The 23775-nt window shown below is 69.0% G+C and carries 18 protein-coding genes and 6 pseudogenes; 14 read left to right on the plus strand and 10 right to left on the minus strand.

The features are described from left to right. Positions 1 to 50: 50 nt before the first annotated feature. Both OG289_RS06035 and OG289_RS06040 read right to left on the minus strand, forming a co-directional pair. The gene (locus OG289_RS06035; protein WP_327312962.1) at positions 51 to 932 is read right to left on the minus strand and encodes an aldo/keto reductase; all 882 of its coding nucleotides are present in this window, start codon (positions 930 to 932) and stop codon (positions 51 to 53) included. Between the two features lie 135 nt (positions 933 to 1067). Further along, complete coding sequence (locus tag OG289_RS06040; RefSeq protein WP_327321043.1) at positions 1068 to 1289, minus strand: hypothetical protein; 222 nt, start codon at positions 1287 to 1289, stop codon at positions 1068 to 1070. Here OG289_RS06040 and OG289_RS06045 point away from each other — a divergent pair. Both OG289_RS06045 and OG289_RS06050 read left to right on the plus strand, forming a co-directional pair. After that, positions 1264 to 1758 (plus strand): annotated as a pseudogene (locus tag OG289_RS06045) (MFS transporter); the annotation flags it as partial. The gene OG289_RS06040 and the pseudogene OG289_RS06045 overlap by 26 nt on opposite strands. A 211-nt stretch (positions 1759 to 1969) precedes the next feature. Next, positions 1970 to 2950 carry an aldo/keto reductase gene (locus OG289_RS06050; RefSeq protein ID WP_327320599.1) on the plus strand — a complete coding sequence of 327 codons (981 nt, stop codon included), beginning with the start codon at positions 1970 to 1972 and terminating at the stop codon, positions 2948 to 2950. A gap of 1290 nt (positions 2951 to 4240) precedes the next feature. Here OG289_RS06050 and OG289_RS06055 read toward each other — a convergent pair. Together OG289_RS06055 and OG289_RS06060 are read right to left on the minus strand one after the other, a co-directional pair. Beyond that, positions 4241 to 5020, minus strand: a complete 780-nt coding sequence (locus OG289_RS06055; protein WP_327312963.1) for a hypothetical protein — start codon at positions 5018 to 5020, stop codon at positions 4241 to 4243. A 227-nt stretch (positions 5021 to 5247) separates the two neighbouring features. Continuing rightward, positions 5248 to 5688 (minus strand): ALF repeat-containing protein, encoded by a 441-nt coding sequence (locus tag OG289_RS06060; RefSeq protein ID WP_327312964.1) that lies wholly within the window; start codon positions 5686 to 5688, stop codon positions 5248 to 5250. Between the two features lie 245 nt (positions 5689 to 5933). Between OG289_RS06060 and OG289_RS06065 the strand changes: the two are divergent. From OG289_RS06065 to OG289_RS06080, 4 genes and pseudogenes are all read left to right on the plus strand, one after another. Next, positions 5934 to 6137: pseudogene (locus OG289_RS06065) on the plus strand (alpha/beta fold hydrolase); the annotation flags it as partial. Continuing rightward, positions 6076 to 6753 (plus strand): annotated as a pseudogene (locus OG289_RS06070) (DUF418 domain-containing protein); the annotation flags it as partial. The pseudogenes OG289_RS06065 and OG289_RS06070, both read left to right, overlap by 62 nt. Positions 6754 to 7182: 429 nt before the next feature. Beyond that, positions 7183 to 7440: a type II toxin-antitoxin system VapB family antitoxin gene (locus tag OG289_RS06075; RefSeq protein ID WP_327312965.1), complete on the plus strand. Its 258-nt coding sequence runs from the start codon at positions 7183 to 7185 to the stop codon at positions 7438 to 7440. Next, the gene (locus OG289_RS06080) at positions 7437 to 7850 is read left to right on the plus strand and encodes a PIN domain nuclease (RefSeq protein WP_327312967.1); all 414 of its coding nucleotides are present in this window, start codon (positions 7437 to 7439) and stop codon (positions 7848 to 7850) included. The genes OG289_RS06075 and OG289_RS06080 overlap by 4 nt, the downstream gene beginning before the upstream one ends. Positions 7851 to 8987: 1137 nt before the next feature. On the opposite strand, the gene OG289_RS06085 is transcribed toward OG289_RS06080, so the two are convergent. Then, positions 8988 to 9872, minus strand: a complete 885-nt coding sequence (locus OG289_RS06085; RefSeq protein ID WP_327312968.1) for a LysR family transcriptional regulator — start codon at positions 9870 to 9872, stop codon at positions 8988 to 8990. A gap of 259 nt (positions 9873 to 10131) precedes the next feature. On the opposite strand from OG289_RS06085, the gene OG289_RS06090 reads away from it, so the two are divergent. The 3 genes from OG289_RS06090 (at position 10132) to OG289_RS06100 (ending at position 13301) form a co-directional block, all read left to right on the plus strand. Continuing rightward, the gene (locus OG289_RS06090; protein ID WP_327320600.1) at positions 10132 to 11250 is read left to right on the plus strand and encodes a M20 family metallopeptidase; all 1119 of its coding nucleotides are present in this window, start codon (positions 10132 to 10134) and stop codon (positions 11248 to 11250) included. A gap of 491 nt (positions 11251 to 11741) precedes the next feature. Further along, entirely contained in the window at positions 11742 to 11900 is a 159-nt protein-coding gene (locus OG289_RS06095) for a hypothetical protein (RefSeq protein WP_327312969.1), read from the plus strand. Positions 11901 to 12254: 354 nt separating this feature from the next. Then, positions 12255 to 13301, plus strand: coding sequence for an IS110 family transposase (locus OG289_RS06100; RefSeq protein ID WP_327312970.1), 1047 nt, complete (start codon positions 12255 to 12257; stop codon positions 13299 to 13301). 354 nt (positions 13302 to 13655) lie between these two features. Here OG289_RS06100 and OG289_RS49575 read toward each other — a convergent pair. From OG289_RS49575 to OG289_RS06115, 3 genes and pseudogenes are all read right to left on the minus strand, one after another. Further along, a pseudogene (locus OG289_RS49575) lies at positions 13656 to 13760 on the minus strand (Tn3 family transposase); the annotation flags it as partial. A 125-nt stretch (positions 13761 to 13885) separates the two neighbouring features. Beyond that, positions 13886 to 14818: an SCO6745 family protein gene (locus OG289_RS06110; RefSeq protein ID WP_327312972.1), complete on the minus strand. Its 933-nt coding sequence runs from the start codon at positions 14816 to 14818 to the stop codon at positions 13886 to 13888. A gap of 183 nt (positions 14819 to 15001) precedes the next feature. Further along, positions 15002 to 15793, minus strand: coding sequence for a maleylpyruvate isomerase family mycothiol-dependent enzyme (locus OG289_RS06115; RefSeq protein WP_327312973.1), 792 nt, complete (start codon positions 15791 to 15793; stop codon positions 15002 to 15004). 700 nt (positions 15794 to 16493) lie between these two features. On the opposite strand from OG289_RS06115, the gene OG289_RS06120 reads away from it, so the two are divergent. Continuing rightward, positions 16494 to 18254 (plus strand): S8 family peptidase, encoded by a 1761-nt coding sequence (locus OG289_RS06120; protein WP_327320601.1) that lies wholly within the window; start codon positions 16494 to 16496, stop codon positions 18252 to 18254. 354 nt (positions 18255 to 18608) lie between these two features. Here the strand turns inward: OG289_RS06120 and OG289_RS06125 are convergent, their stop codons facing one another. Further along, positions 18609 to 19079, minus strand: coding sequence for an IS5 family transposase (locus OG289_RS06125; RefSeq protein WP_327312974.1), 471 nt, complete (start codon positions 19077 to 19079; stop codon positions 18609 to 18611). 18 nt (positions 19080 to 19097) lie between these two features. On the opposite strand from OG289_RS06125, the pseudogene OG289_RS06130 reads away from it, so the two are divergent. Both OG289_RS06130 and OG289_RS06135 read left to right on the plus strand, forming a co-directional pair. Then, positions 19098 to 19310: pseudogene (locus tag OG289_RS06130) on the plus strand (type II toxin-antitoxin system VapB family antitoxin); the annotation flags it as partial. A 62-nt stretch (positions 19311 to 19372) separates the two neighbouring features. Next, positions 19373 to 19618, plus strand: a pseudogene (locus OG289_RS06135) (PIN domain nuclease); the annotation flags it as partial. A gap of 925 nt (positions 19619 to 20543) precedes the next feature. On the opposite strand, the gene OG289_RS06140 reads toward OG289_RS06135, so the two are convergent. After that, positions 20544 to 21122: a TetR/AcrR family transcriptional regulator gene (locus tag OG289_RS06140; RefSeq protein WP_033327899.1), complete on the minus strand. Its 579-nt coding sequence runs from the start codon at positions 21120 to 21122 to the stop codon at positions 20544 to 20546. A 235-nt stretch (positions 21123 to 21357) separates the two neighbouring features. Between OG289_RS06140 and OG289_RS06145 the strand changes: the two genes are divergently transcribed. Beyond that, entirely contained in the window at positions 21358 to 22368 is a 1011-nt protein-coding gene (locus tag OG289_RS06145; RefSeq protein WP_327312975.1) for an alpha/beta fold hydrolase, read from the plus strand. A gap of 573 nt (positions 22369 to 22941) precedes the next feature. After that, a complete protein-coding gene (locus OG289_RS06150; RefSeq protein WP_327312976.1) occupies positions 22942 to 23760 on the plus strand; it encodes an oxidoreductase in 819 nt (272 codons plus the stop codon). The last annotated feature ends 15 nt before the right edge of the window (positions 23761 to 23775 follow it).

Consider the following 23775-nt stretch of genomic DNA (forward strand, 5'->3'; position numbering starts at 1 on the left):
CGGTGCGCTGAGGGGAGACGTTGGCGAACCACACCGCCGGCACAGCGACTTCACGCCTCGGGGATCTCGATGCCGTAGGCCTCAAGCGTGATGTCGGCCGGCTCCGGTCCGCCGCGTACGCCGGTGTCGAGCGCGTCGATCGCGGCGAGCTGCTCGGTGGTCAGCTCGAACTCGAAGACGTCGAAGTTCTCGGCGATGCGGGCGGGCTTGATCGACTTCGGGATCGCGGAGCGGCCCTCCTGCAGATGCCAGCGCAGCATCACCTGCGCGGCCGACTTGCCGTGCTGCCCGGCGATCTCCAGCAGGACCGGGTCGTCGAAGGTCCGCTTCTCGCCGCCGCGGTAGGAGGTGATGCCGCCGATGGGCGACCACGCCTGGGTCAGGATGCCGTGCTGGACGTGCAGGCGCTGCAGCGCGGTCTGCTGGAAGTAGGGATGGACCTCGATCTGGTTGACCACGGGCACGGCGGACGTCTCGGCCAGCAGTCGCTCCAGGTGCTCGGGCATGAAGTTGCTCACGCCGATGGCCCGTACCCGGCCGTCGGCAAGCAGCTTCTCCAGCGCCCGGTAGGCGTCGAGGGTGCGCTCGAAGGCGGAGGGCAGGGGCTGGTGGAGCAGCAGCAGGTCGAGCTGGTCGACGCCGAGCTTGCCCGCGCTCTTGTCGAAGGCGTGCAGCGCGCTGTCGTAGCCGTAGTCGCTGATCCACAGCTTCGTCTCGATGAACACCTCGTCGCGGGCAAGGCCGGAGCGGCGGATGCCGTCGCCGACCTCCCGCTCGTTGCCGTAGGCGGCGGCCGTGTCGATGTGGCGGTAGCCGACGCGCAGGGCCTCCTCGACCGAGGCGGTCGTGACATCGGGCGGTGTCTGGAAAACGCCGAGCCCGAGAGCGGGTATCTCCACACCGTTGCTGAGAGTGATCGTCAGGGGGGACATGCTTCGACGATAGGCAGGCGTCCGACGCCCCCGCATCTCATCTGAGGGGCCCTGTCACTACCCCGCATCCCACACCCCTGCACAACCCGGCCTGGAACACCCGAGAGTCCGATCCCACGCTGAGAGCTCGAAGGATCACGTCCGTCTCCGGTGTCCCGGCCGTCGCACGGAGGATCCCGGGGAGACCAGGAGAGTCTCGATGACCAGCACGCAGGCGCCCGCTCCGGGCAGCACCGCCACCACTCCGGCCGGCCGGGGCAGGACCACCGGCCCGGCCTTCGCGCTCGGTGCCGCACTGCTCGGCTTCTTCGTCATCACCCTGGACGCGCTGATCGTCAGCGTGGCCCTGCCCACCATCGGCGCCGACCTCGGCGGCGGTATGACCGGGCTGCAGTGGGTCGTCGACGGCTACACCCTGGTGCTCGCCGCGCTGCTGCTGTCCGCCGGGGCCGTCTCGGACCGGACAGGCGCCCGGCAGGCGTTCGGCGTGGGCATGGGGTTGTTCCTGATCGCCTCGGCGGCCTGCGGTCTGGCGCCCACGCTGCCCGTCCTGGTCGCGGCCCGCCTGGTGCAGGGCGCGGGCGCGGCGGTCATGATGCCCGCCACCCTCGCTCTGATCCGCGAGGCGTACCCGGACTCCGCCCATCGCGCCCGTGCCCTCGGGTTCTGGGCGCTGGGCGGCTCTGTCGGCTCGGCCGCGGGACCTCTGCTCGGCGGTGCGCTCAGCGCCGTGGACTGGCGGTGGATCTTCTTCATCAACCTGCCGGTCGGCGCTGTCGCCCTGGGGCTGCTCACTCGCGTGGCCCGCTCCCCGCGGCGGCCGGTGCAGCACGCCGAACAACAACCCGGCAGACCGCGGCCGTCGCGGCTTCCTGGGCGCGGCCGCACTCGCAGCGACCTCGCTGATGGCCGTCACGGGAGCCGCACCAGCCCAGGCACACTCGGCATCGCCGGGCAACGGCACCGGGGCCCCCACCCGCCGTCGCAACCAGGTGACCGCGGCGATCACGCAGACCGGTCACCGCAGGCTCGGGTCCTTGAAGGTTTCGAGCATCGGCCTCGGCACCCAGACCATGCCGGGCAACCTCTACGGCCCCGTCACCAGTCGCAAGGACATGGTCACCCTCATCCGCACAGCCGTCGACCAGGGGGTGACGTTCTTCGACACGGCCGAGGCGTACGGGCCCTTCGAGTCGGAACGGATCGTCGGGGACGCCCTCCGGCCCGTCCGCGACGACGTGGTGATCGCGTCCAAGTTCGGTTGGAACATCGATCCGGACACGGGGGCCGTGACCGGCCTGAATAGCCGCCCGGACCACATCCGCCGAGCCGTCGACGGCATGTTGAAGCGCCTCAGGACCGACCACATCGACCTGCTCTACCAACACCGCGTCGATCCCACCGTCCCGATCGAGGACGTCGCGGACACGGTGAAGGACCTCATGGCCCAGGGCAAGGTGCTGCACTGGGGCCTCTCCGAGCCGGGCCTTCAGACCATCCGCCGGGCCCACGCCGTCCAGCCACTCACCGCGATCCAGAACGAGTACTCCACGCTCTGGCGCGGACCGGAGGACAAAGTCCTGCCGCTCTGTGAGGAACTCGGGATCGGCTTCGTCTGCTGGGCTCCTCTGGGCATGGGCTTCACGACCGGAACGATGAGTCCATACTTCCGGTTCACAGAGGATGACCGCCGGACCGTGTTCCCCCGCAACAGCCAGGACAACCTGGCCGCCAACATGCCACTGGTACAACTGCTCCAGGACTGGGCCGTACGCAAGGGCGCCACACCCGCCCAGATCGACCTCGCCTGGCTACTGGCCCAGAAGCCCTGGATCGTGCCGATACCCAGCACCACCAGGCTGTCCCACCTCCTGGAGAACATCGGCGCGGAAGAAGTCCGGTTCAGCCCCGCCGAACTCCAGGAGCTGACCGCCGCCGTCGCACGGATCACCATCCACGGTGACCGCCTCCCGCCGGCGGCCCTCGCAATGACGGGCGTCGAAGCACCGACCCGCTGACCAACCACGCGGACCCGCCCCGGCAGTACTCGACAGGTGTGGGCCGTCCGGAAATCCCGGACGGCCCACACCGTTGTCGCCTTCTCCGTGATGCAGAACAGCCTCATCGGTCTGACCGGCGTACGACCCGCACCCTGCCGCCCCGGTCTTATGCTGCGGCGCGGACCTCCGGCCATGACGGCACACCAGGTGCCCGTCCGGCCTGGCGAGCCTCTGCTCCGTCGTGGGCGATCAGCTTCGGCTCCCTCTCGTGGAGTTCCGCGAGCAGAGCGGTCACCCGTTCCTCCAGGCGTGGTCCGGTGCGGATCCATCACCCTCTACAACGACAGCTCCGGCACCACCGACCTCGTCATCGACTCCAGCGGCTACTACACCTGACAGACACACCCGCTTGAGGCCTCGGGGCCGGGCACGCAGCAAGTGCCCGGCCCCGACCACCTCCCTGCAGGACACACCTGGGGGGGCAAAGCAGACATGTGGCGCGGATGCCGATCCACGCTCAGGCGGCTACTACCACCCGCCTTCGCATTGCTGCACGAAAGGTCGAGGGCCTCTCAGAGGCCGCCGCTACACCTGGGTTCCGGGCCGTTTCCTCTTCGGGCCGTTTCCTTGCCCCCCGTCGGCCATCGCCAGACGCTCTCTCAGCAGGTACCCGCCACCACTGAACATCAGGTGCACTGTCGGCCCGGAGACACCGTCGCCTGGACGCGGCCGTGCCGCCCCGGCCCCTGTACGGCCCCTGGGTCTTGGCATCGATCCTCAGGGCAGTCGCCAAGACAGCGAGCGGAAACTTCGATCACCTACTCCGCCGCAGGTCAGAGGGTTTGGAACCCCCCAGAGTGTCGCCAGACTCCGAACTCACGAGCAGCGGATTCAGTCCGTCCAGGCAAAGTTGACGCCCCGACACCCAAAAGAAGAATGTTTCCGCAGGTCAGAAGCCAGCGCAGGTGGGGCGGGTGGGACTCGAACCCACGGCCGACGGATTATGAGTCCTTTGAGGATCTTGGCGGTCCTTGCGTCTCTACGCCGATCCATGGCGTTCTTGCAGGTCAGACGCGCTCTTCAGCATTGGGATCAGCTGATCTTTGTCGGTCTGTTCCTGTCCTTGTGTCCTCAACGCGTCCTCACACGGCCATTTAAGTGAGGTCTTCCCCGTGGGGTGCCTGCGGCCGGCGGTCCGCGCCCATGCGACGAGCCCGTTCTCGCGAGCCGACCGGAGTCGAATGCGGGCGGCAGATTCCGGGAGCCGCACACCTGGGAACCGTGGGCAGAGCGCAGGGGCGGGCCCGATCAGTTGGCCGACGTGTTCCGTGTCATCTCGGCTGCCTCGGTGATGGCCCGTTGTCTGAGATCGCCGAACAGCTGCATCGTGACGGCGGCCAGAACGTCGTCCCCGCCAACAGTCCGCCCGTCCCCGCGGCGGGTGGACAGGGCGAGGAGGGGGTCCTTGAGCAGCGGGGCCGGGGCTGGCTCGCCCGGCACCACCAGACTGACCGTACCGAACCGCTTGACCCCGCCCTCGCGGACGACCTTGGCCGCGTCCCGGGCCAGGGCCGTCAGGAACACGCTCGCGATTCCGTCCAGGTCGCGGACCATCGCCGGGACCGCCCTCACCCCCCGGCCCCCCAGCAGCCTTCTCACCCCGGCCTCGAACCGGTGGGCGCCGGCCACACCACTCGGTGTACGCGCCCCGCGGCGCTCACGAAGAGACACGAGCGCACCATCGGCGTTGCGCACCTCGCCCATCAGGCCGTGGAAGGTCGGGCTGTGCAGGTACCACGCCGATCCCACCTCCACCTCGACGTTCCGGTCGATCGCCGAGATGAGGTCCTTGGGAATCAGCCTCGTCCTGGCCTCCTCGGCCGCCGCGCTTCTCGCGCCGTCGATGATCTCCGTCAGCACGGTCCGCGTCACCGACGCGGCGGCCCACGCGGCCGGCCGGGAGACGTGCAACGAGGTCACGTCCCTGAACACCGCTTTGACGAGCTGAGGCTTGAACGGCAGGTCGGTCACGACGGAAGCGGTCTGCGGACCGCTGCGCTCGGTGCGTAGGGGCTGTGTGGTGGTCATCGAAGAATGTGCTTTCTGCTGTCGGAGGTGTCAGTGGCCCATGCCGCACCGGGCGGCGAGACCACAGAGCTCTGCGGAGGGCGCCGAGCCGGCACAGGGCCTGCCGGGCGGGGCCGCCGGCACACAGAGGTGCAGGCGGCCCCGCCCGGATTCTCGGCGTTCCGGCGACCGGGCGTGCGGCAGGGGGTGCCACCCGGGCGACGCGCTGTGGTGCGGCGCCGTGCCGGTCAGGCGACCTGGTGTCTGCCGACTTCCAGGAAGTGGCGCAGTGCTTCGGGTGTGTTGTCGTCGAGGGCGGCGTTGGCTGCCGCGCGCAGGGCCGGGCTGATGGACGGGTCGGCGAGGATGCGGGCGATGGCGACGCGGTCGTCCTCGGCCTGGGCGATCCGGTAGCCGGTCCCCAGCCAGGCGCGCATCGCCTCGGGGTCGTTGGCGTCCAGGAGGGCGTTGGCTTCTCGTGTCACACGCCGGCCGCTGTCCGGGTCGGCGAGGATCCGGACTATGGCCACCCTCAGGTCGTCGGCGTCCGGCTCGTCCGCGGACGAGGACACCGCGGGCGCCGGCACCGCGATCGGTGCCGCCGTGGCGGCGAAGGACGGGGTGGCGAGCAGGAGGGCCGGGGCGAGGATGCCCGCGGCAATGCCGGGCGCTACGCGATGCAGTCGCAAGGGGAATGCTCCTCTTCGTTTGCTACGGAGGTGAGTTGAGGACGCCTCAGGGCGTTCACTTCGGTGATGCTGCCACCTGGGTCTGACAGTGGCAGTTGCCCCCTGCGGTCGCAGGGCACCGTCGCCGCGGACGTGGCCGGTGTTTCATGGCGGCGCGCCTTCGAGAAGGGCGGCCTTGAGCGCGGCTCGTGGCTGTCGGGGCATGATCGGGGCGAGACGATTCCTGGGGGCGGTCCGAGCGTGTGGTGGTGCGCGACGGGGTTCGGCTTGTCTGCCGGGACCGGGGCGGGCCGGGGGAGCCGGTCGTGCTGCTGCACGGCTTGGCCGGTCATGCGGGTGAGTGGGAGGTGGTGGCCACGCGGCTGATTGCCCGGTATCGGGTCGTCGCGGTCGATCAGCGCGGGCACGGCGCGAGCGAGCGTCATCGACGTGGGAGTGCCCGATCTGCTGTTCACCGGCTTCTACCCGACGATCACATAGATTCCGTTCGTGAGCGCCGGTCTGGCGCTGGCCCGCCTCGACCTGTCCCAGACCGCCGTCCAGTGGCGCCGGGCCGCGCTCGGCGCCGCCCTCACCGTGGCCGCGTCCGGCATGTGCTTGCTGCTGGCCGGCAAGGACGCGTTGAGGAGCACGGCGGAAGACCGGCCGTCGTCCGGCGGCTCCGGGTCGATGCCCCTCGACAGCGGGTCGCTGGAGCCCCATTTTCCGGCCTCGTCGCTCTTCACGGCCGGGCCGCGCAGCGGCACCACGTTCGACATCATCGGCAGCGTGGGAGTGGCGATCCTCATGATCGTGGGCGCGACGGTGGCGATGGACCGCCTCCCGCGACTGAGCCGCCTGGCCAAACCGGTCGTCGCCGTGGGCACCATGTCCCTGACCGCCTACGTCGGCCACTTCGTCGTACAGTCCTGGCTGCCCGAGCTCGGGGTCGGGCCCGGTACCGAGCAGTCCTGGGTGCCGCTGCTCATGTTCGTCCTCGGGGCGATCGTGTTCGCCGCGATCTGGTCCCGCATCTTCCGCCGCGGGCCCCTGCAGTACCTGCTCAACGCCGCCGCCAAGCCGGCGAGTACATCCGATGGGACCCGACCGGGGTGGAACGCCTCCACATCCCACCCCGGCGGACGGCTCACAGATTCCAGTTGCCACTGAGCCACCCGCGCCCTGCACCGAACGAGCGGATCCAGCGCCTTCCGAGTCGAAGCCTGCGAGGGAGCGGGCCCTCCCCGTACAGCCCGGCAGCGAGGCCGGCTTTGCGGTTCAGGTCCCGCGCGAGCAGGCGTCTTCGTCACTGTGCCGGAGTGATCAACTTTCCGCTGTTCGTGGCCCGTCGGCAGCGGATTGACCTTCCAACCCGCTGAGGCTCGCCCCGCCGTCGGGGGAGCCTCAGTAGCAGTTTTGACAGGCCAGGACGTCTGCTACTTCCCACCGACGGGCCCATATACAAAAGATCTTGTATCTTGGTATACTCCAGTTGATATACACAGGAGGACACCCATGAGTCGTACCGTGATCGACCTCGACGACGAGGCCTTGGAAGAAGCGGCCAAGGAACTCGGCACCACCACCAAGCGCGAGACCATCAACACCGCCCTGCGGGAAGTCACGGCCCGCTACCGGCGTCTGCGCGCGCTCGACGAAGCCCGCGAGCTGGTGACCGACGGCGCGCTGGACATGGACCTTCTCCTGGACAAGAGCAAATACCGGCCCTCGAGCACAGCCGACGCCGCCTCCGACACCGGAGCGCATGAGTGACCGTCGCCGATTACCTCATCGACACCTCCGCGCTCGCCCGCGTCCTGCTCCGCCAGAACACGGCCGACTGGGATGACAGGATCGGCGCCGGCCTCGTCGCGATCTGCGACATCACCGAACTCGAGGTCCTTTACTCAGCCCGTTCGGCCGCAGACCGTACGCGTGTGAGGGCGGCGCTCGACGCCCACTACGTCTGGTGCCCCATGCCGGACGGCGTCTACCGCCGCTCCCGTGTCGTCCAGGAACAGCTGACCGCCAAGGGTGAGCACCGCAGCGCGGGCCCCGTCGACCTCCTGGTGGCTGCCGCCGCCGAGGAAGCGGGGCTCACACTGCTCCACTGCAACCACGACTTCGACACCATCGCCCGCACCACGGGACAGCCGGTCCGCACGATCGACCTCAGGCAGTAGAGCCTCCACAGCCGCACAGTCGCCGATGAGGAACGGGGTGGCCCGTGGCAACGGCCTGTCGACGACTCAGCCGAAGCCCGGGCGCCCGAGCCACGGGAATGACTGGCCAACCAGGGAACTCACCCGCAGCCCGTACCGTTCGTCAACCTTGCTCGTGACCCCTTGCTCTCGGTCCCGGGTAGCCGAGGACGGGCCCAGTGCCATGGATGCCAGGCACCCATGGCGCTGGGCCCGCACCGTGCACGCTGCCCTTGAGGTGACCTCGAAGGCGGACTTCGCGGTACCTGCGTCCTCACAGCGTCCTCAATGACGCCTCCGGCTCCTCGCTGAGGCCGCTCTTGGGCTCCTCCCCCACCACGCTCCGGCGCATTCACGCAGGTCAGCGCAATGCCTACCGCCACCCGCCGCCCGCCGTCGAAGTCGCGAGCAGCGGATTCAGTCCGATGAGCCCGAGTTGACGTTCCGACACCTAAGAAGAGACGTTTCCGCAGGTCAGAAGCCTGCACAGGTGGGGCGGGTGGGACTCGAACCCACGGCCGACGGATTATGAGTCCTTTGAGGATCTTGGCGAACCTTGCCGATCAATGCCGATCCTCGGCATTTTACCAGGTCAGATGAGGTGAGCGGTGTACGTGCTTCTCGGCCCTTGTCAGTCTGTTCCCATCCTTGCGTCCTCAACGCGTCCCCACAGGACGGGGCCGGAGACACTGGACGGTCATTGCGCCGGCTCAGGAGCGGGGCTCGAACCCACCCGCAGCGGATTCCTTTTCCCACTCCAGGGGCGGGCCCGACAGGGCGTCGTCAGCCCACGCGCCGAGCTCCTGGAACGCTCGGGCGACAGGGGCGGGGCTGCCACCCTGCTCACCTCGCTGCCGGCCGACATGATCCGTGTCCAGGGCAGCGGCCACCCGCGTACACGCGAGGCCGCGGAGGCGCTGGCACGCTGCGGCGAGCGGGAGATCAGATGAGGTTCGTCGGTCTCCGTCAAGTCCTCGTATCCGCCTCGCCGAGACAGTCGGCGGGGAGAAACCGCAGGGCGTTCGGCAGGAGAGTCAGGACCCCTCACGATCACCCGGAAGGCCATCACCGTCTGGCCGATACTGACCTCGCACCGTGGCTGATCGCTCTGGAGACGGTTCAGTCGACGGCGTCGCGCAGCAGATCCCGCAGTTTCAGTGCCGCCGGTAGCGGGGCAACAGGCAGCGCCACATGGACGGTACGGCGCAGGGCCGAGTCGGTGAGGCGGCGCAGGACGAGTTCGTCGGGGACCGCCCGTGCGGCCAGCGAGGGCACCAGCGCCACTCCCAACCCGGCAGCCGCGTAACCGAACTTCGCCGTCCACTCCGCGATCCGGATGATCTTCCTGGGCGTGAAGCCCGCCCGTGCGCAGGCGTCGGCGAGCATCGTGGGACGGTCGCCGTACGCACTGTGAAGCCATGCCTCGTCGTGCAGTTCACGCAGGTCGACCGCCCCTGCTCCGGCCAGGCGGTGCCCGCGTGGGAGAGCCACGAACAGTTCGTCCTCGCACAGCACGGTCGTCGTGACACCGTCGGCCGACGGCAGACCGGACGGGTAGTCGCTGACGACGGCCAGGTCCAGCGCCCCGTCCGCAAGACGCTGCATCAGCGTGTCGGTCCAGCCCTCCACCGCGACGACCTCGACATCCGGCCTGGTGTCCCGGAGCGCCCGCAGGGCGGTGGGCACCAGCGAGATGTTGGCGGTGGCGAACGCGCCTGCGTGCAGCAGTCCGCCGAGCCCCGCGTGCAGCACGGCCAGCTCCCGCTCCGCCCGCGACAACCGGTCGAGCACCTCCATGGCGTGCCGGTGCAGCGTGCGGCCGGCGGGATTGAGCCGTACGCCCCGAGGGAGGCGCTGGAACAGCGGCCCGCCGGCCTGCTGTTCCAGCGCGGCGATCCGCCGGGACACCGCGGACTGTGTGTAGTTGAGTTGGACCGCCGCTTTCGTGAACGACCCGGTATCGGCCACGGCCACCAGCAGCCGCAGCGCGTCGATCTCGAACACGTTCCTCCCTCCGAGATCCGCCTCCCCGTATCACCATCCTCTCATCACACATTCCTTCATCGCATAGATCCCATGCAATCCAGTCGCTGGTGGAATGCCATGTCCGGCCATAACGTCGTTCACGCGGCGGGGCTCTGCAGGGGGATGCGCCCCGCCGCACCCTGGCCCACGAGATCCGAGGGGGAAATGTGTCGCTGCGACAGGAAGTCCAGACGGGGTGGGACCGGTGACCCGGGGGGCCGCGCTCTCCTTGCCGACGATGCTGGCCGATCTGGAGACACTCGTGCTCTGCGAGTCCTTCTCAGCCGACCACGCGGCGGTGGCGCGCAGCGCCGAGGTGGTCGGCGCGCTCGGGACGACGCTTCTGGGAACCGGGCCGGAGACCATCGCGATCGACGGTGTGACCCATCTGCGGTGGACCTTCGGCACCCCGCGGGTGCTCCTGGTGGGACACCACGACACGGTGTGGCCCATGGGCTCGCTCCAGGACCACCCCTGGTCGGTGACCGACGGGATCGCCCGCGGTCCCGGGGCCCTGGACATGAAGGCGGGCCTGGTGCAGATGTTCCACGCGCTGGCCTCCCTGCCCTCCTCGGACGGGGTGTGCGTACTGGTCAGCGGGGACGAGGAGGTCGGCTCCGCGACATCCCGAGAGCTGATCGAGGAAGCCGCGCGGGGGTGCAGGGCCGCTTTCGTACTGGAGGCGGCCGCAGACGAGCAGGGTGCGCTCAAGACCGCCCGCAAGGGCACCTCGCGGTACGAGGTCGTGGTGCGCGGCCGGGCCGCGCACGCGGGTCTGGAACCGCAGAAAGGAGTCAACGCGGCGGTCGAGGCCGCTCATCAGGTGCTGTCCATCGCCGACCTCGGAGCCTCGTTACTCGGAGCCTCGTCGGGTGCCGACGGCGGCGCCCACCCCGTTCTGGGACTCGCGACCGTCACGCCCACCCTGCTGTCCGCCGGCACTGCCCGCAACACGGTGCCCGCGCTGGCCCGGGTGTCGGTGGACGTGCGCGTGCCGACGCCTGCGGCGCAGGACCGGGTCGACGAGCTCATGCGGGGGCTCACCGCCCGGACTCCCGGAGCCCGGCTCGAGGTGCTGGGCGGCAGGCAACGGCCGCCCATGACACCGGAATCGTCCGCCGAACTGTTCGCCCTCGCCTCCCGGCTCGCCACGGAATCGGGCCAGGAACCGCTGCGGGGGATCGCCGTCGGCGGCGCCTCGGACGGCAACTACACCGCGGCGGTGGGCTGTCCGACGCTGGACGGCCTGGGTGCCGTGGGCGCAGGCGCCCACGCGGACAGCGAGTACGTCGAGGTTGCGCGGATGGTCCCCCGCGCCCGTCTGCTCGCTCGACTCATCGAGCACACGGCCAATTGAACACGCGACCGGCTGAAGCAGCCTTGACGAGGCCGCTCCGATACGAAACCGAGGCCCCTGCATGAGCGTGCCGGGTTCCCCGCCCCCTGAAGTCGCCGGACTAGCTTCCCGTGAAAACTTCGGCCTACTCGACCACACCTTCCTGCCGAGGAAGGAGGCCGACGTGCAGGAGAAGCGCAGCGGACTGTTCATCGCCGCTTTCCTGACCGCCATCGCCTGCCTGACGACCGGGGCATCCTGTTGTGGCTCTTCGTGGACCGGGTGCTCACGTTGTACCCCTGCTCATCGCCGTAGTCAGCGGTACCTTGCGTCGGGAGCTTGCCCATGAGCTTTCTGACGGAGCCGTGGTGTCACCCCGGGGACCTTGCTGCCTCCCTACTGGGCAACCGTCGCCGGCGGTCCAACGGGGAGCGAACGCTGTCTAGTCAATAGAGCCCAGCTGAACATTGGAGAGTCCTCCGTTGGTTTCCAAGATTCGTGTCCTTCTGGGCATGCTCGTGCTCCTGGCGCTGGCCATCGGCGCCATCGCCCTGCTCGCGGCCATGAAAGCCGATGCCGTCTGGTTCAGGATCGTTCCTCCCGGCATCCTCTTGTTCGGCGCGTCCGTCGCCCAGTCGCTCGGATGGTTCGACAAGAAGGCCGGTATCTGACCTGGCGGCTCGCAGGTCGGCGTGGATGGTCTCCGAGTGGATGAAGCACGCGGGTGAGGTCGGCGGCTCGCAGGGCACACGGTTCTACTGCAGCGCCCCTGCTCTGAGGTTCCCGACTTGTATTGGTCGTAGCGGAGCGCGGTCGGGTTGGCCGCTCGTAGCGTTCCGTAGGACGCTGGGCCGGACGGCTCGTGAGGTTCCTGCCGCCCGTTGGGGCTGGCCCGCTCGGGGTGTGCCGTCGGCCCGGCGTCCGGCCACGGTCTGACTCAACAGAGGCGTGTCCCGGCAGCGGTTCCGGAAGTCGGCGTGTCGGCCGTGGTCGTCCTGTCGTCCGGCCGCGAGGAGCGAACTCCCGTGATACTGCTCGGTGTTGACCCACACAAGTCCACTCACACCGCTACCGCCGTCGATCCTGTCTCGAATCAGCAGGCCGGTTCGCTGAGGATCGAGGCGAGTCTGGCGGACTACCGGCGGCTCCTGGCCTGGGGCCGCCGCTGGCCGCAGCACAGGTGGGTGGTGGAGAACGCCAACGGGCTCGGCCGGCACCTGACCCAGTGGCTCCTCGCTCGTGGCGAAACCGTTGTCGACGTTCCGGCCTCGGCGACCAGCCGCGTCCGTCAGCTCACCCGCGGCGGCGGCCGTAAGAACGACCGGATCGACGCCGCCGCGGCGGCCACGGCCCATATCCACGGAGACGGGCGTGAGGTGAACAGGGACGACCACACCACGGCCCTGGCCCTGCTCGATGAACGACGCGTCAACCTCGCCCAGGCCCGGGTCCGCACCGTCAATCAGCTGCACGCGATACTGCGTGATCTGCTGCCCGGCGGTGCTCCGCCTCAGCTGTCGGCGGACCAGGCCTCCGCGCTGCTGCGCACCGTCCGCCCCGCTGGCAACGTCGAAAAGGTCCGCAAAGACCTTGCCCGAGACCTGGTCACGGAGATCCGGGCACTGGACAAGCGGCTCGCGGAGAACGCCGTACGCATGGAGGAACTGGTCGATTCCTCGGGCAGCACGCTGATGAACACGCCCGGCGTCGGGCCGGTGCTGGCTGCACGACTCGTCGGCCGCGTCGGACGCGCCAGCAGGTTCGCCACCGCTGCGGCGTTCGCGAACTACACCGGCACCGCCCCGGTCGAGATCGCCAGCGCGGACAAGGCCCGCCACCGGCTCTCCCGCTCCGGCGACCGTCAGCTCAACTCCCTCCTCCACACCATCGCCGTCACCCAGATCCGGATGTCGAGCGCCCCAGGACACGCCTACTACCAGCGGAAACTCTCCGAAGGGAAGACACCCAGGGAAGCCAAACGCTGCCTGAAACGCCGCCTTGCGGACCATGTGTGGCGCGTCATGATCGCCGACGAACGCAGGTCCAAGCACCGGCTACCTCAAGCGACTTGACAAGACACAGAGGCACCCCGAGATACGGGGAAGAAGGCCCGCCGCAAGGTGTCGCGGGCGCTGGCCACGTAGCGGGCCGCCGCGCTGGCACTGGAGCAGAAGGCGGTTTTGACCTCCGGCTCGTTCGACACGAAGTTCGCCGACATCGAGGCGGTGGCCGCCCACCACGGCAACAACCACGAGGTGCTGGTCGCCCGCTTCCACAAGCCGGACCGGGCGCCGATGTTCGACCTGGTGGGCACGCTGGAGTTCGAGGCGGTCAGCGAGGACCGGCGGGTGCCGGACGCGCTGGCGCCCGCACGGGCCCGCCAGAGCGCGACCCGCAGTACATCTCGGAGCTGTACGAGGGGCAGCCGGGAGCGACTGCCCCTGCGTATCCGCGTGCATCGTGTCCGGCTTCATCTCGGAGGCGTTCTTCAGCAGCTCGTCGATGATGTACACGGCCTCCCACACGCCACAGTCCGCAGGTGCTCAGCCAGGTAGGTGAACACTAACGTCTCGAAGCGCCGCCGGTCCAGCATGCCAGGCCTCTTGCGGTCCCGTACGGCCCGCTGCCAGCTGATTTTCTCGAATTCCACAGGGGTTCAGGCACCATCGGGCGTTCCCGGCCTCGGCGCCCTCTCTCCTGCGCTCTCTTCGTTCAGGCGGCCGACCGCCCACGGCAAGAGTTCCTTCGCCAGAGCAAGGCTGAACGGCCTGGCCAATGAGCGGAGTTCGGCGCAGGCCGTGGGACCGAGTGTGAGGTACGGGAGGGCGGCCAGCCTGTCGGTGGTGTGCTCGATCTCCGCCCTGCGCCGCACCCCTTCCTCGGTCAGCGCCAGGTCCGGTCCGTCGTCGAGCCATCCACGCTCACGTAGGCTCTGCACGGCCTCGCCCCACTGCTGCGGCGTCCATGCCCTCGAGTCGCGCAGGACCCCTGCATCGACGTCGCCTGCGGCGGCATGCGTGACGAGAGCTTCGATCCCGCTCAGTCCGGCGGTCAGCAGTGCCCCCACATGGCCGTCACCACGGAACTCCCTCAGCAGAGTCTGCGCGTGCCAGAGCACGAGGTGGGGCTCGCTCGGCCACGACAGTGCGGCGTGCGCGGCGAAAAGTGGGCGGCCTTGCGGGTGGTGCACAGTCACTTCCGCTGCAGTACGGGCCAGTTCCGCCGCGCGGGCCATCGCCGGTGAGAAGACCTCCGCGCCGAGGATGCGGCGGAGCGTGGCATCGATCCCCGCGAGCCGGGCAGCGGTGAACTGCTGCGGCGTAGCGGCCTCCCATGCCGCGGGTATGGCCCGGCGCACCAGTTGTGGATCGAAGTTGTAGAACGTGGCGATGACCACCTCCGCCGAAGCCGCGCCGAGCGCGGCCGAACGGGACGCGAAGTACCCCGTCCTGGCGTCCACGCCCAACTCGCCGTACCGGCCTGCCGCTTCGGGCGAGAAGTAGACGGCCCCGTGGTAGGGCTCGAGGGTTCTCCAGGTCTCGCGCGCGTAGGCGAGGCTGTCGCGGGTCAGGTTCTGTGCCTGCGCCATGAGCGGTTCTCCGTCCTGTTGCGGATGAAACGTTGGTGTTCATCGAGCACATGAAGGCGGCGGGACACCCCGCGAAACGTACCGCCTGGTCGGTAACCTATCGGAGTGCGGCTCCGGCGACTACTGCCCTGCTGCCAGTTCTCCGCCGCCGGTCCACGAAGACCAGGACGACGTAAATCCGTCCTAGAAAGCGGAGTTGGCGAACCAGTGACTCAGCAGGTCGTCGTCTCCGTCACGTGCGAAGCTCGCCGCGTCGTGGTGCAGTCGGCCGTAGACGAGCAGCAACAGATCGGCGGCGGTTCCATGAACGGTCGAGTCGGCGGTTTCGGCAGCACTCGGGTTCGTGTCGAGCCCGAAGCCGTCGGGCCGCAGGCGGACAAGCCAGTTTTCCTCACCATCGGTCGCGCGGAAGCGGATGGCCTTGTCGGGACCGCGCAGGTTCTCGACGTGGGGCGCGAAGGAGGTGGCGAAGGGCAGATTGACGAGGAACTCGTCGACCCCGTCCACAGCCGACGGGCGGTCGATCGTGGGCCGGCGGCCCAGGGCCAGTTCGGCGTCGACCCGGTGCAACAGGGTCTCGAAGAGCATCCGGCGTGCCCAGAAGCGGGCGTGCTGATCGACGCCCCATGCCCACATGGGCAGGTCCGGGTCGGTGGCCGCGAAGGCTTGCGCTGCCACGGTCGCACTGTCGGTCAGCCAGTCCGGGTACTCTTCCCGCCGCTCCGGGAGCCGCAGGTCCACCTCCCGCGTGCGCGGGGGCTCCTGGATGCGCGCGTGCAGAAGACTCGAGAACCAACGCTGGACGCCACCGGTGTGCTTGACCAGGTCTGCCAGGCTCCAACCGGGACAGCTCGGCACGGCGGTCGTCAGGTCGGCATCCTGGAGGGCTGCGACGAGTCGGGCGGTCTCCACCGCGATCGCGGCGCGGTGGTCGACCGGCGCGGGTCCGTGTGCGGGGCGGTCCAACGAGTTCATCGTGGGAGTCTTTCTCTGGGTGACGGCTTGGGGTGACCCCGGGTCGGCCGCCGGCAGGCGGCAGAACCTGTCGCGCTGCAGGCGCTCTGCGGCGGGTGCCGGCATCTGTGGCTTCACGACCCTCTCGATGGTCGCACCCGCATGCGCGCCCCACCCACACGGGGATCCCTCGCCGTCCGTCTGGCGCACTTCGCTCGCGCCGCGTACTTCACGGGCACGAGCGGCATCGCGGTGCAGGGGCCGGCCGGCATGACGGGCGGGAGGCTGAACGTCGGAACGGTCAGGGGCGACGGCGACGCCTCCGGCCAGACGCTTGACCCACCGGGCGACGCAGCTGGACGGACGTGGCCGGCACGTCGCCGACGGCCAGCAGGGCGCGGGCGGTGTCGGTCGCCGCGCGGGTCCGGCGCTCTGGTGCGGGCAGCACGGCCGGCACCAGGCCGGCGGCGTACGCCAGGACGCGGTCGACGTCGCCGAGCTCTCGGTGGATCCCGACCCTCGATGCCCGGAGTACGTCTCTTTTCAGCCACGCCTCTATAACGTCCCTGCACGGAAAGGCACTTCCGTACAGGAGCATGCACCTGACATGTTGCTTCCACCACTCGTTTCGTACAGCCCGGCCGGTGCCCTCAGCACGGCCGGGCCGTCTCCGGAGGACGCATTGATACCCCACATATCCAGCCGACCCGGACACACGCTGGTGCTGGCGGCCACCCTCGGCGCCGCCCTCGCGTTCGGCGCCCCCGGCGCCCTCGCGGGCACGCTCCCCGTCGCCCCCTCCACCGCGCCGGCCGCCAAGGCCCACGCTCCGGCCGCCGTGCCGGCATCCCAGAGTGCGGCCTGGGTGGCCGGGACGCGTGCCTACCTCGTGATCACCGCCCCCGGTGACAGTTCGGCGGTCCGCTCGGCGATCACGGCCAACGGCGGCACCGTCTTCTCGAACTTCGACGCCATCGGCGTGATCGTCGCCCACTCGGCGTCCAGCGGATTCGCCGCCACCATGCGCGGCGTCGCCGGCGTGCAGCAGATCGGCGCCACACGCACCTCGGACGTCCCGGCCGACGCCTACAACCCGGCACTCCCGGCCAATCCGGCCCAGGCCTCGACTGGGGCCGGAGAACCGGTCCGGGCCGACATGAGCCAGATCAAGGCCGACCAGGCCTGGGCCGTGAACCCGGGCTCCGCCTCCGTCAAGGTCGGCATCCTGGACACCGGTGTGGACGACCAGCACCAGGACCTGGCGCCCAACTTCGACGCGGCCGACTCGGTCTCCTGCGCCTACGGCAAGCCCGACACCCGTGCCGGCGCCTGGCGGGACGTCGACACGCACGGCACCCACGTAGCGGGCACCATCGCCGCGGCCAAGAACGGCAAGGGCGTCGTCGGCGTGGCACCCGGGGTGAAGATCTCCGCGGTCCGGGTCGCCGAGCCGGGCAACTCCTTCTTCTTCGCCGAGAACACCATCTGCGGCTTCGTCTGGGCCGGTGACCACGGCTTCAAGGTCACCAACAACAGCTATTACACGGACCCCTGGCAGTTCAACTGCCCGGACAACATCGACCAGGCCGCCATCATCGAGGGCGTCAAGCGCGCCCAGGAGTACGCCGAGAGCAAGGGCTCCCTCCAGATCGCCGCCGCGGGCAACGAGAACTACGACCTCGCCCACAAGACCACCGACTCCGCGAGCCCGAACGACTCGACGCCGGTCACCCGCACCATCACCAACGCCTGCCTCGACATCCCGACCGAGCTGCCGGGCGTGGTCACGGTCGCGGCCAACGGCACTGGCGTCACGAAGGCCTCGTTCTCGAACTACGGGCAGGGCGTCATCGACGTCGCGGCGCCGGGCAGCAACGTGTACTCCACCGTCCCCGGCGGCGGCTACGGCAGCAAGAGCGGTACCTCGATGGCCACCCCGCACGTGGTCGGCGTGGCGGCGCTCATCACCAGCGCCAACCCGGGCATCACCCCGGCGCAGCTCCGCGCCAAGCTGGCCGAGCAGGCCAACGACATCGCCTGCCCCTCGGACAGCCGCTGCACGGGCACGACGGCCAACAACTCGTTCTTCGGCGAAGGACAGGTCGACGCCCTCAAGGCCGTCGGGACCATCCCGCCGACCGGCAAGTACTTCGAGAACCTCGCGGACTTCGCCATCAACGACAACGCGACCGTGGAGAGCCCGATCGCCGTCACTGGCGTGACCGGCAACGCCCCGGCCACCCTCAAGGTGGGTGTGGACATCAAGCACACCTACATCGGTGACCTGAAGGTCGACCTGGTGTCGCCGGACGGCACCGTCTACACGCTGCACAACCACGCCGGCGGCAGCGCCGACAACATCGCCCAGACCTACACCGTGAACGCCTCCTCGGAGGTCGCGAACGGCACCTGGAAGCTGCGCGTCAACGACAACGCCGCCTCCGACACAGGCAAGATCGACGCCTGGAACCTGACCTTCTAGCGCAGGGCCCGGCAACGCCCACGTACAGCCCGCACTGCGCCGACGACAGCTCCCCCGGCCCACGGCCGCGGACCAGGCGGGCTGCGGTCTGTCGGCCCGTGCTGCGAAGTGCTGTGGCGTTCAGTAAAGCCTCGGACGGCCTGGGCAGGTGTGCCGCTCACCGTGCGCCTCCCTGAGGAGCTGCAGGACCGTGTCCGCGCTGCCCGTACGGGCAGAGGGCTGCGGCTACGCGCGCCGCGGCCCCGGGGAGCCTTGCGCACCGACTCTGCACAGCGGCCATCAGTCCAGGCCCTGACCCTGCTCCATCGCCTCCGACAACGGCTTGTCCTCCCTCCTGGACTCGATGATCTCCGTTCAGCGAGGTGGACCTTTGTGGTCAGTGCGCCGCGGGATGGCCGATGGCGTGGTCGGCCGGTTCGCCGGCCGGAGCCCCTTTTTGCGGGCCCCGGCCGCGTGCTGGTGAGCCCGCACGATCGTGGAGTCCATCGACACGGCCCAGGCCAGGTCATCATCAGCGTCGGCCTGGGCCATCAGCGCGGTGAACACCCGCTCCCAGGTGCCGTCGACTCCCCACATGCGCAGCCGGTTGTAGACGCCCCTCCAGTTGCCGTACTTCTCCGGCAGGTGGACCCACTGGGTTCCGGTCTGGAACTTGAAGGCGATCGCGTCGATCACCTCGCGGTGGTCACGCCAGCGGCCACCCCGTCTCGGTGTTCGGTCCGGGAGTAACGGCTCGATCCGCGCCCACTGCGCGTCGGTCAACGGCACAACCAGACCAATGACCGACTGATCCAAACGAAACTGCCTAGTTCCGTCGAGGGTCATAGCCGAGGAGGTCACATCGTGAGCCGTACGGTCATCGATCTCGACGACGAAGCACTGGAAGAAGCCGCCAAGGAACTCGGCACCACCACCAAACGCCACACCATCAACGCCGCCCTGCAGGAGGTCACGGCCCGTTACCGGCGTCTTCGCGCGCTCGACGAGGCCCGCACCCTGGCGGCCGAAGGCGCGCTGGACATGGACCTCCTCCTGGACAAGAGCAAGTACCAGCCCACGAGCACGACAGGCAACGTCCCCGACACCAAAGCGGACAAGCGACCGCCGCCGACTACCTCATCGACACCTCCGCCCTCGCCCGCGTCCTGCTCCACCAGAACACGACCGAATGGGACGACAGAATCGGCGCCGGCCTCGTCGCGATCTGCGACCTCACCGAACTGGAAGTCCTGCACTCAGCCCGCTCGACCGCAAACCGTACGCGGTTGAAAGCGGCGCTCGACGCCCACCACGCCTGGTGCCCCATGCCGGACGGCGTCTACCACCGCTCCCGCATCGTCCAGGAACATCTGACGGCCAAGGGGACACCTGGGCCGTTTCAGTTCGGGCAGTTTCCGTCCGCGCGCACCAGCCCCTCACGTCCTGGTGCCGGTGCGATCTGCTCCTCGAAGCTGTGGTCGAATCCGGTAGGCAGTCCCGGCCGGAGGCCTTCCGGACGCCGAACGAAGAGCCTGCGGACGGCGGCCGACGGACCCCACTGAAACCCCGCGTCCCCAACACGTCCCCACGATCATGAAAATGAGGTCGAGGAGATGTTGCCAGCTCGGCGACTCAAGCTCCACTCGTCAGCATTCCCGCAGGTCAGCGCGACGCCTACCCGGCGAGGGAGCAAGATCCTCACCCCGCTCCGAACTCGCGAGCAGCGGATTCAGTCCGTTCAGCGAAAGTTGACGCTCCGACACCTCACGAGGAACGTTTCCGCAGGTCAGAACCCTGCACAGGTGGGGCGGGTGGGACTCGAACCCACGGCCGACGGATTATGAGTCCTTTGAGGATCTTGGCGGTCCTTGCATTTCTAAGCCGATCCGTGGCGTTTTTGCAGGTCAGATAGGGTGACCTGTGTCGACAACCCTTGGCCTTTGTCAGTCTGTTCCTGTCCTTGCGTCCCCAATGCGTCCCCAACTCCGTCGCACGGAAAAATGGCACGGGGCCAACATGCGATCGCGCCAGCCCGGAGGGGGATTTCGACCCTGCCCGCAGCGGATTCCCCTTCCATCGCACAGCAGCTCCCACCCAACCTCGGGACGGACCTCCAGCGGCCGTGGCCGCAGGCGGCCCTGCCGTACACAGGGGCCCAAACCTTGCGATGCGGGGAGCAGGGCCGAGGTGCTCCCACATTGCGTCCGCGTGGCCGTCAAGGCCGAGCAGTGCCACCAGGCGTGAGTGGCGCTGACATGTTTGGCGACGGCAGCCGATCGGTGGCTCCGGCGCCTGCCGAGCAGTTGCGGCTCAGCCGCGTGGTCCTGCGCCGTGCAGGAGGGTGTCGATGACGAGCGTGGCCAGTGCGTCCGGGTCCTGCGCGGCAGGGTCCTGCTCCGCGCCGGGCCTGTTGATGGCTTCGCTGAGGAGGGCGTAGTACACCTGCCGCGTCCACTCCAGGTCTGCGTCCGGGGCGAGTAGCCCCTCGCGCTGCGCCCGGTTCATGAGATCGACGGTGTGGGTGTTGATCTCGCCCCAGAGGGCGGCTGCGGCGGGTGTGTGAGCGGTGGCGTGGCTGAGGGTGAAGCGCCAGGTGTTCTTGACCCGTAGGACGTTCGCCGTCACTCGGTGCAGCGCGACGAGTGCGGGAGCGGCGTCCGGCCGGGCTTCCTCAATGGCGTCGATGAGCTGCTGCTTGGCGGAGACGGCGAGCGCCTCCAGGAGGGCCTGCCGGTTCGCGAAGCGGCGGTGAACGGTGATCCTGGTCAGTCCCGCCGCCTCGGCGACCTGTTCCATGGAGGCGCCGGCGTCCTGGGCGAAGACCTGCTCGGCCGCCTCCAGAATCGCGCGCACACTGCGCTCGGCATCTGCCCGCAGTGCTCGGCCCATGTCTGTCTCCTGTCTGGTTCGCTACCCGGTCCCTTGTAGAGGATACGGGAACGCTACGGGTATCTCATTAATTGATTCTCTGATGTTGCAACTCTGGCGATAGTTGATACCTTAGTGACACTGTTAGGGGATCGCGCCGCACCGACGGAGCGGGCATCTGCACGACCGTCGCTCACGACCGGTATCCCGTCTCCCCTGCCGGAGGAGACATCCGAGCCCGACTCAAGGAATTGGCATGCCCACAACGAAGCTACGCACCCGTGTCTCCCGACGCACCGCAGTGGCGCTGGCCACCATGTCGGTCGTCGCCGCCGTCGCCGGCGCCGCGCCGAGTGTGGCGAGCGCAGTGAGCGACAGCTCCAGCGTCACCCGTCACGCGGTCGTACAGACGCAGAGCCCCCAGAGCGCCGCCACCGCCCCCAACCTGCGCGTCAAGGCCGCCAACGGCGTCACCTACCAGTACCGGCGCTTCGGCAACCCCAGCGCCGGCAGCGTGCCCCTGATCTTCCTCCAGCACTACCGCGGCACCCTCGACAACTGGGACCCCAAGCTCATCGACACCATCGCCGCCAAGCGCGAGGTCATCCTCGTGGACAACGTCGGCGTCGGCGGCTCAACCGGCACCACACCCAGCACCATCCAGCAGATGAGCCTGGACGCCATCGACTTCATCGACGCCCTCAAGCTGCCCCGCTACGACGTGTTCGGCTTCTCCCTCGGCGGCCAGGTGGCTCAGGAGGTCGCCCTGCGGCGCCCCTGGCAGGTCCGTCGCGTCGTCCTGGCCGGCACCGGCCCGCAGGGCGGGGTCGACCAGAGGGCGTCCGACCCCAAGGTGCTGGGGAGCGTGTTGGCGGACAACCCCGGCCCTGCCGACCTCCTCTTCCTGTTCTTCAAGAACACCGCATCCAGCCAGGCCGCCGGAACTGAGTTCCTGCAGCGCCTCGGCCAGCGCACCACTGACCACGACGCGCCCGCGAGCCTCCAGACCCGCGACGCGCAGCTCACCGCGATGTCGGAGTGGGGCATCCCGGACAAGTCCAAGCTGGTGCGGCTCAACGCCCTCTTCCAGCCCACGCTGGTCGCAGACGGGGACAGCGACATCCTGATGCCCCCCAAGAACTCCCACCTGTTGGCCAAGTACCTCCCCAACGCCCAGCTCAGCATCTACCCGAACGCCGGCCACGGGTTCCTCTTCCAGTACGCCGCCAAGTTCGGCGCCGAGGTGAACACCTTCCTCGACCACTGACAACCCATCGATCCATCACCGTGAGACGGTCACCGACACCGCACACGGTGACGGCCGATCAGCACACCTGCCCCGCCGGAGCCCCGTCCGGCGGGGCAGAGCCACGCGGAGAGTCCCCCGGCGCCCTCGCAGCCCTCCGCGTCACGACTGCGCACCCCAGACCATTCGCTCACATCTGCGCCGCCATCGAAGCCATGGGCCCAATGGGCGACTGAGGCGCCCCCGCGGCCGGCGGCGCGTGCCGGCCGCGAAAGGGTCGGTGCGTCGTCCTGGCCGTCACGGCGACAGCCTGCGTGTCCGCCCGGCCCAACACGTCGTTGCAGCTCAGCCCGCCGTCCGCAGGTCTGCTTCATGGAGCTGGCGGCACCTTGGAACGACCCCTGCCCGGCAGCGTCGGCCCATCCGTTGACCCTCCGTAGAGGATACGTTGACGCTACGGATAACCGATTAATTGATGCTCTACTGTTGCTGCTACAGGTAAACCTGATACATTGGTGAAACCGATTGAGGGGACACCGGAAGCGATCCCCTACACGGCAAGACACACGCGATCCCCTGAGTCAGGAGTCCGAAATGGCAGCGACGACACGACCGGTAGCCCTCATCACGGGTGCGTCCTCCGGCATCGGAAAGGCAGCCGCGCTCGCGCTGGCCGCGGCGGGCTACGACGTGGTCGGCACCAGCCGCAACACCGTGCACGTCACCCCTGTGAAGGGCGTGACCTTCCTCGACCTGGACGTGACCAGCGACGATTCGGTGACCGCTGCGGTCGGCGAGGTGATCGACCGGTTCGGGCGGATCGACGTCCTGGTCAACAACGCGGGTATCGGCTCGGCGGGCGCCGCCGAGGAAAGCTCTGCCGCGCAGGCGCAGGGCCTCTTCGACATCAATGTCTTCGGCGTCATCCGCATGACGAACGCCGTCCTGCCGCACATGCGCGCCCAGCGCAGCGGACGGATCATCAACATCTCGTCCATCGTCGGGTTCATCCCGCAGCCCTACATGGCGGTCTACGCCGCCTCCAAGCACGCCGTCGAGGGCTACTCGGAGTCCGTCGACCACGAGGTACGCGAGTACGGCGTACGGTCCTTGCTCGTCGAACCCGCCTGGACCAACACCGCGATCGAGGCGGCCACCGTGCGGCCCGACCAGCCCCTGGACGTCTACGCCAAGCGGCGGCTCGCCTTCGAGGAGTACATGGCCGGCGCGGTCAAGGGCGGCGACGACCCCGCCGTCGTCGCCAAGGAGATCGTCGCGGCGGCCACCGACGCCAAGCCCAAGCTGCGCTACACCGCCGGCGCCATGACCGGACGCGTCCGCACCATGCGCCGCATGGTCCCCTCCCGCATGTTCGACCAGCAGCTGCGCAAGCTCAACCACCTGCCCGCCTGACGACTCCCAGAAGAC

Source organism: Streptomyces sp. NBC_01235, from assembly GCF_035989285.1.
Lineage (GTDB): Bacteria > Actinomycetota > Actinomycetes > Streptomycetales > Streptomycetaceae > Streptomyces.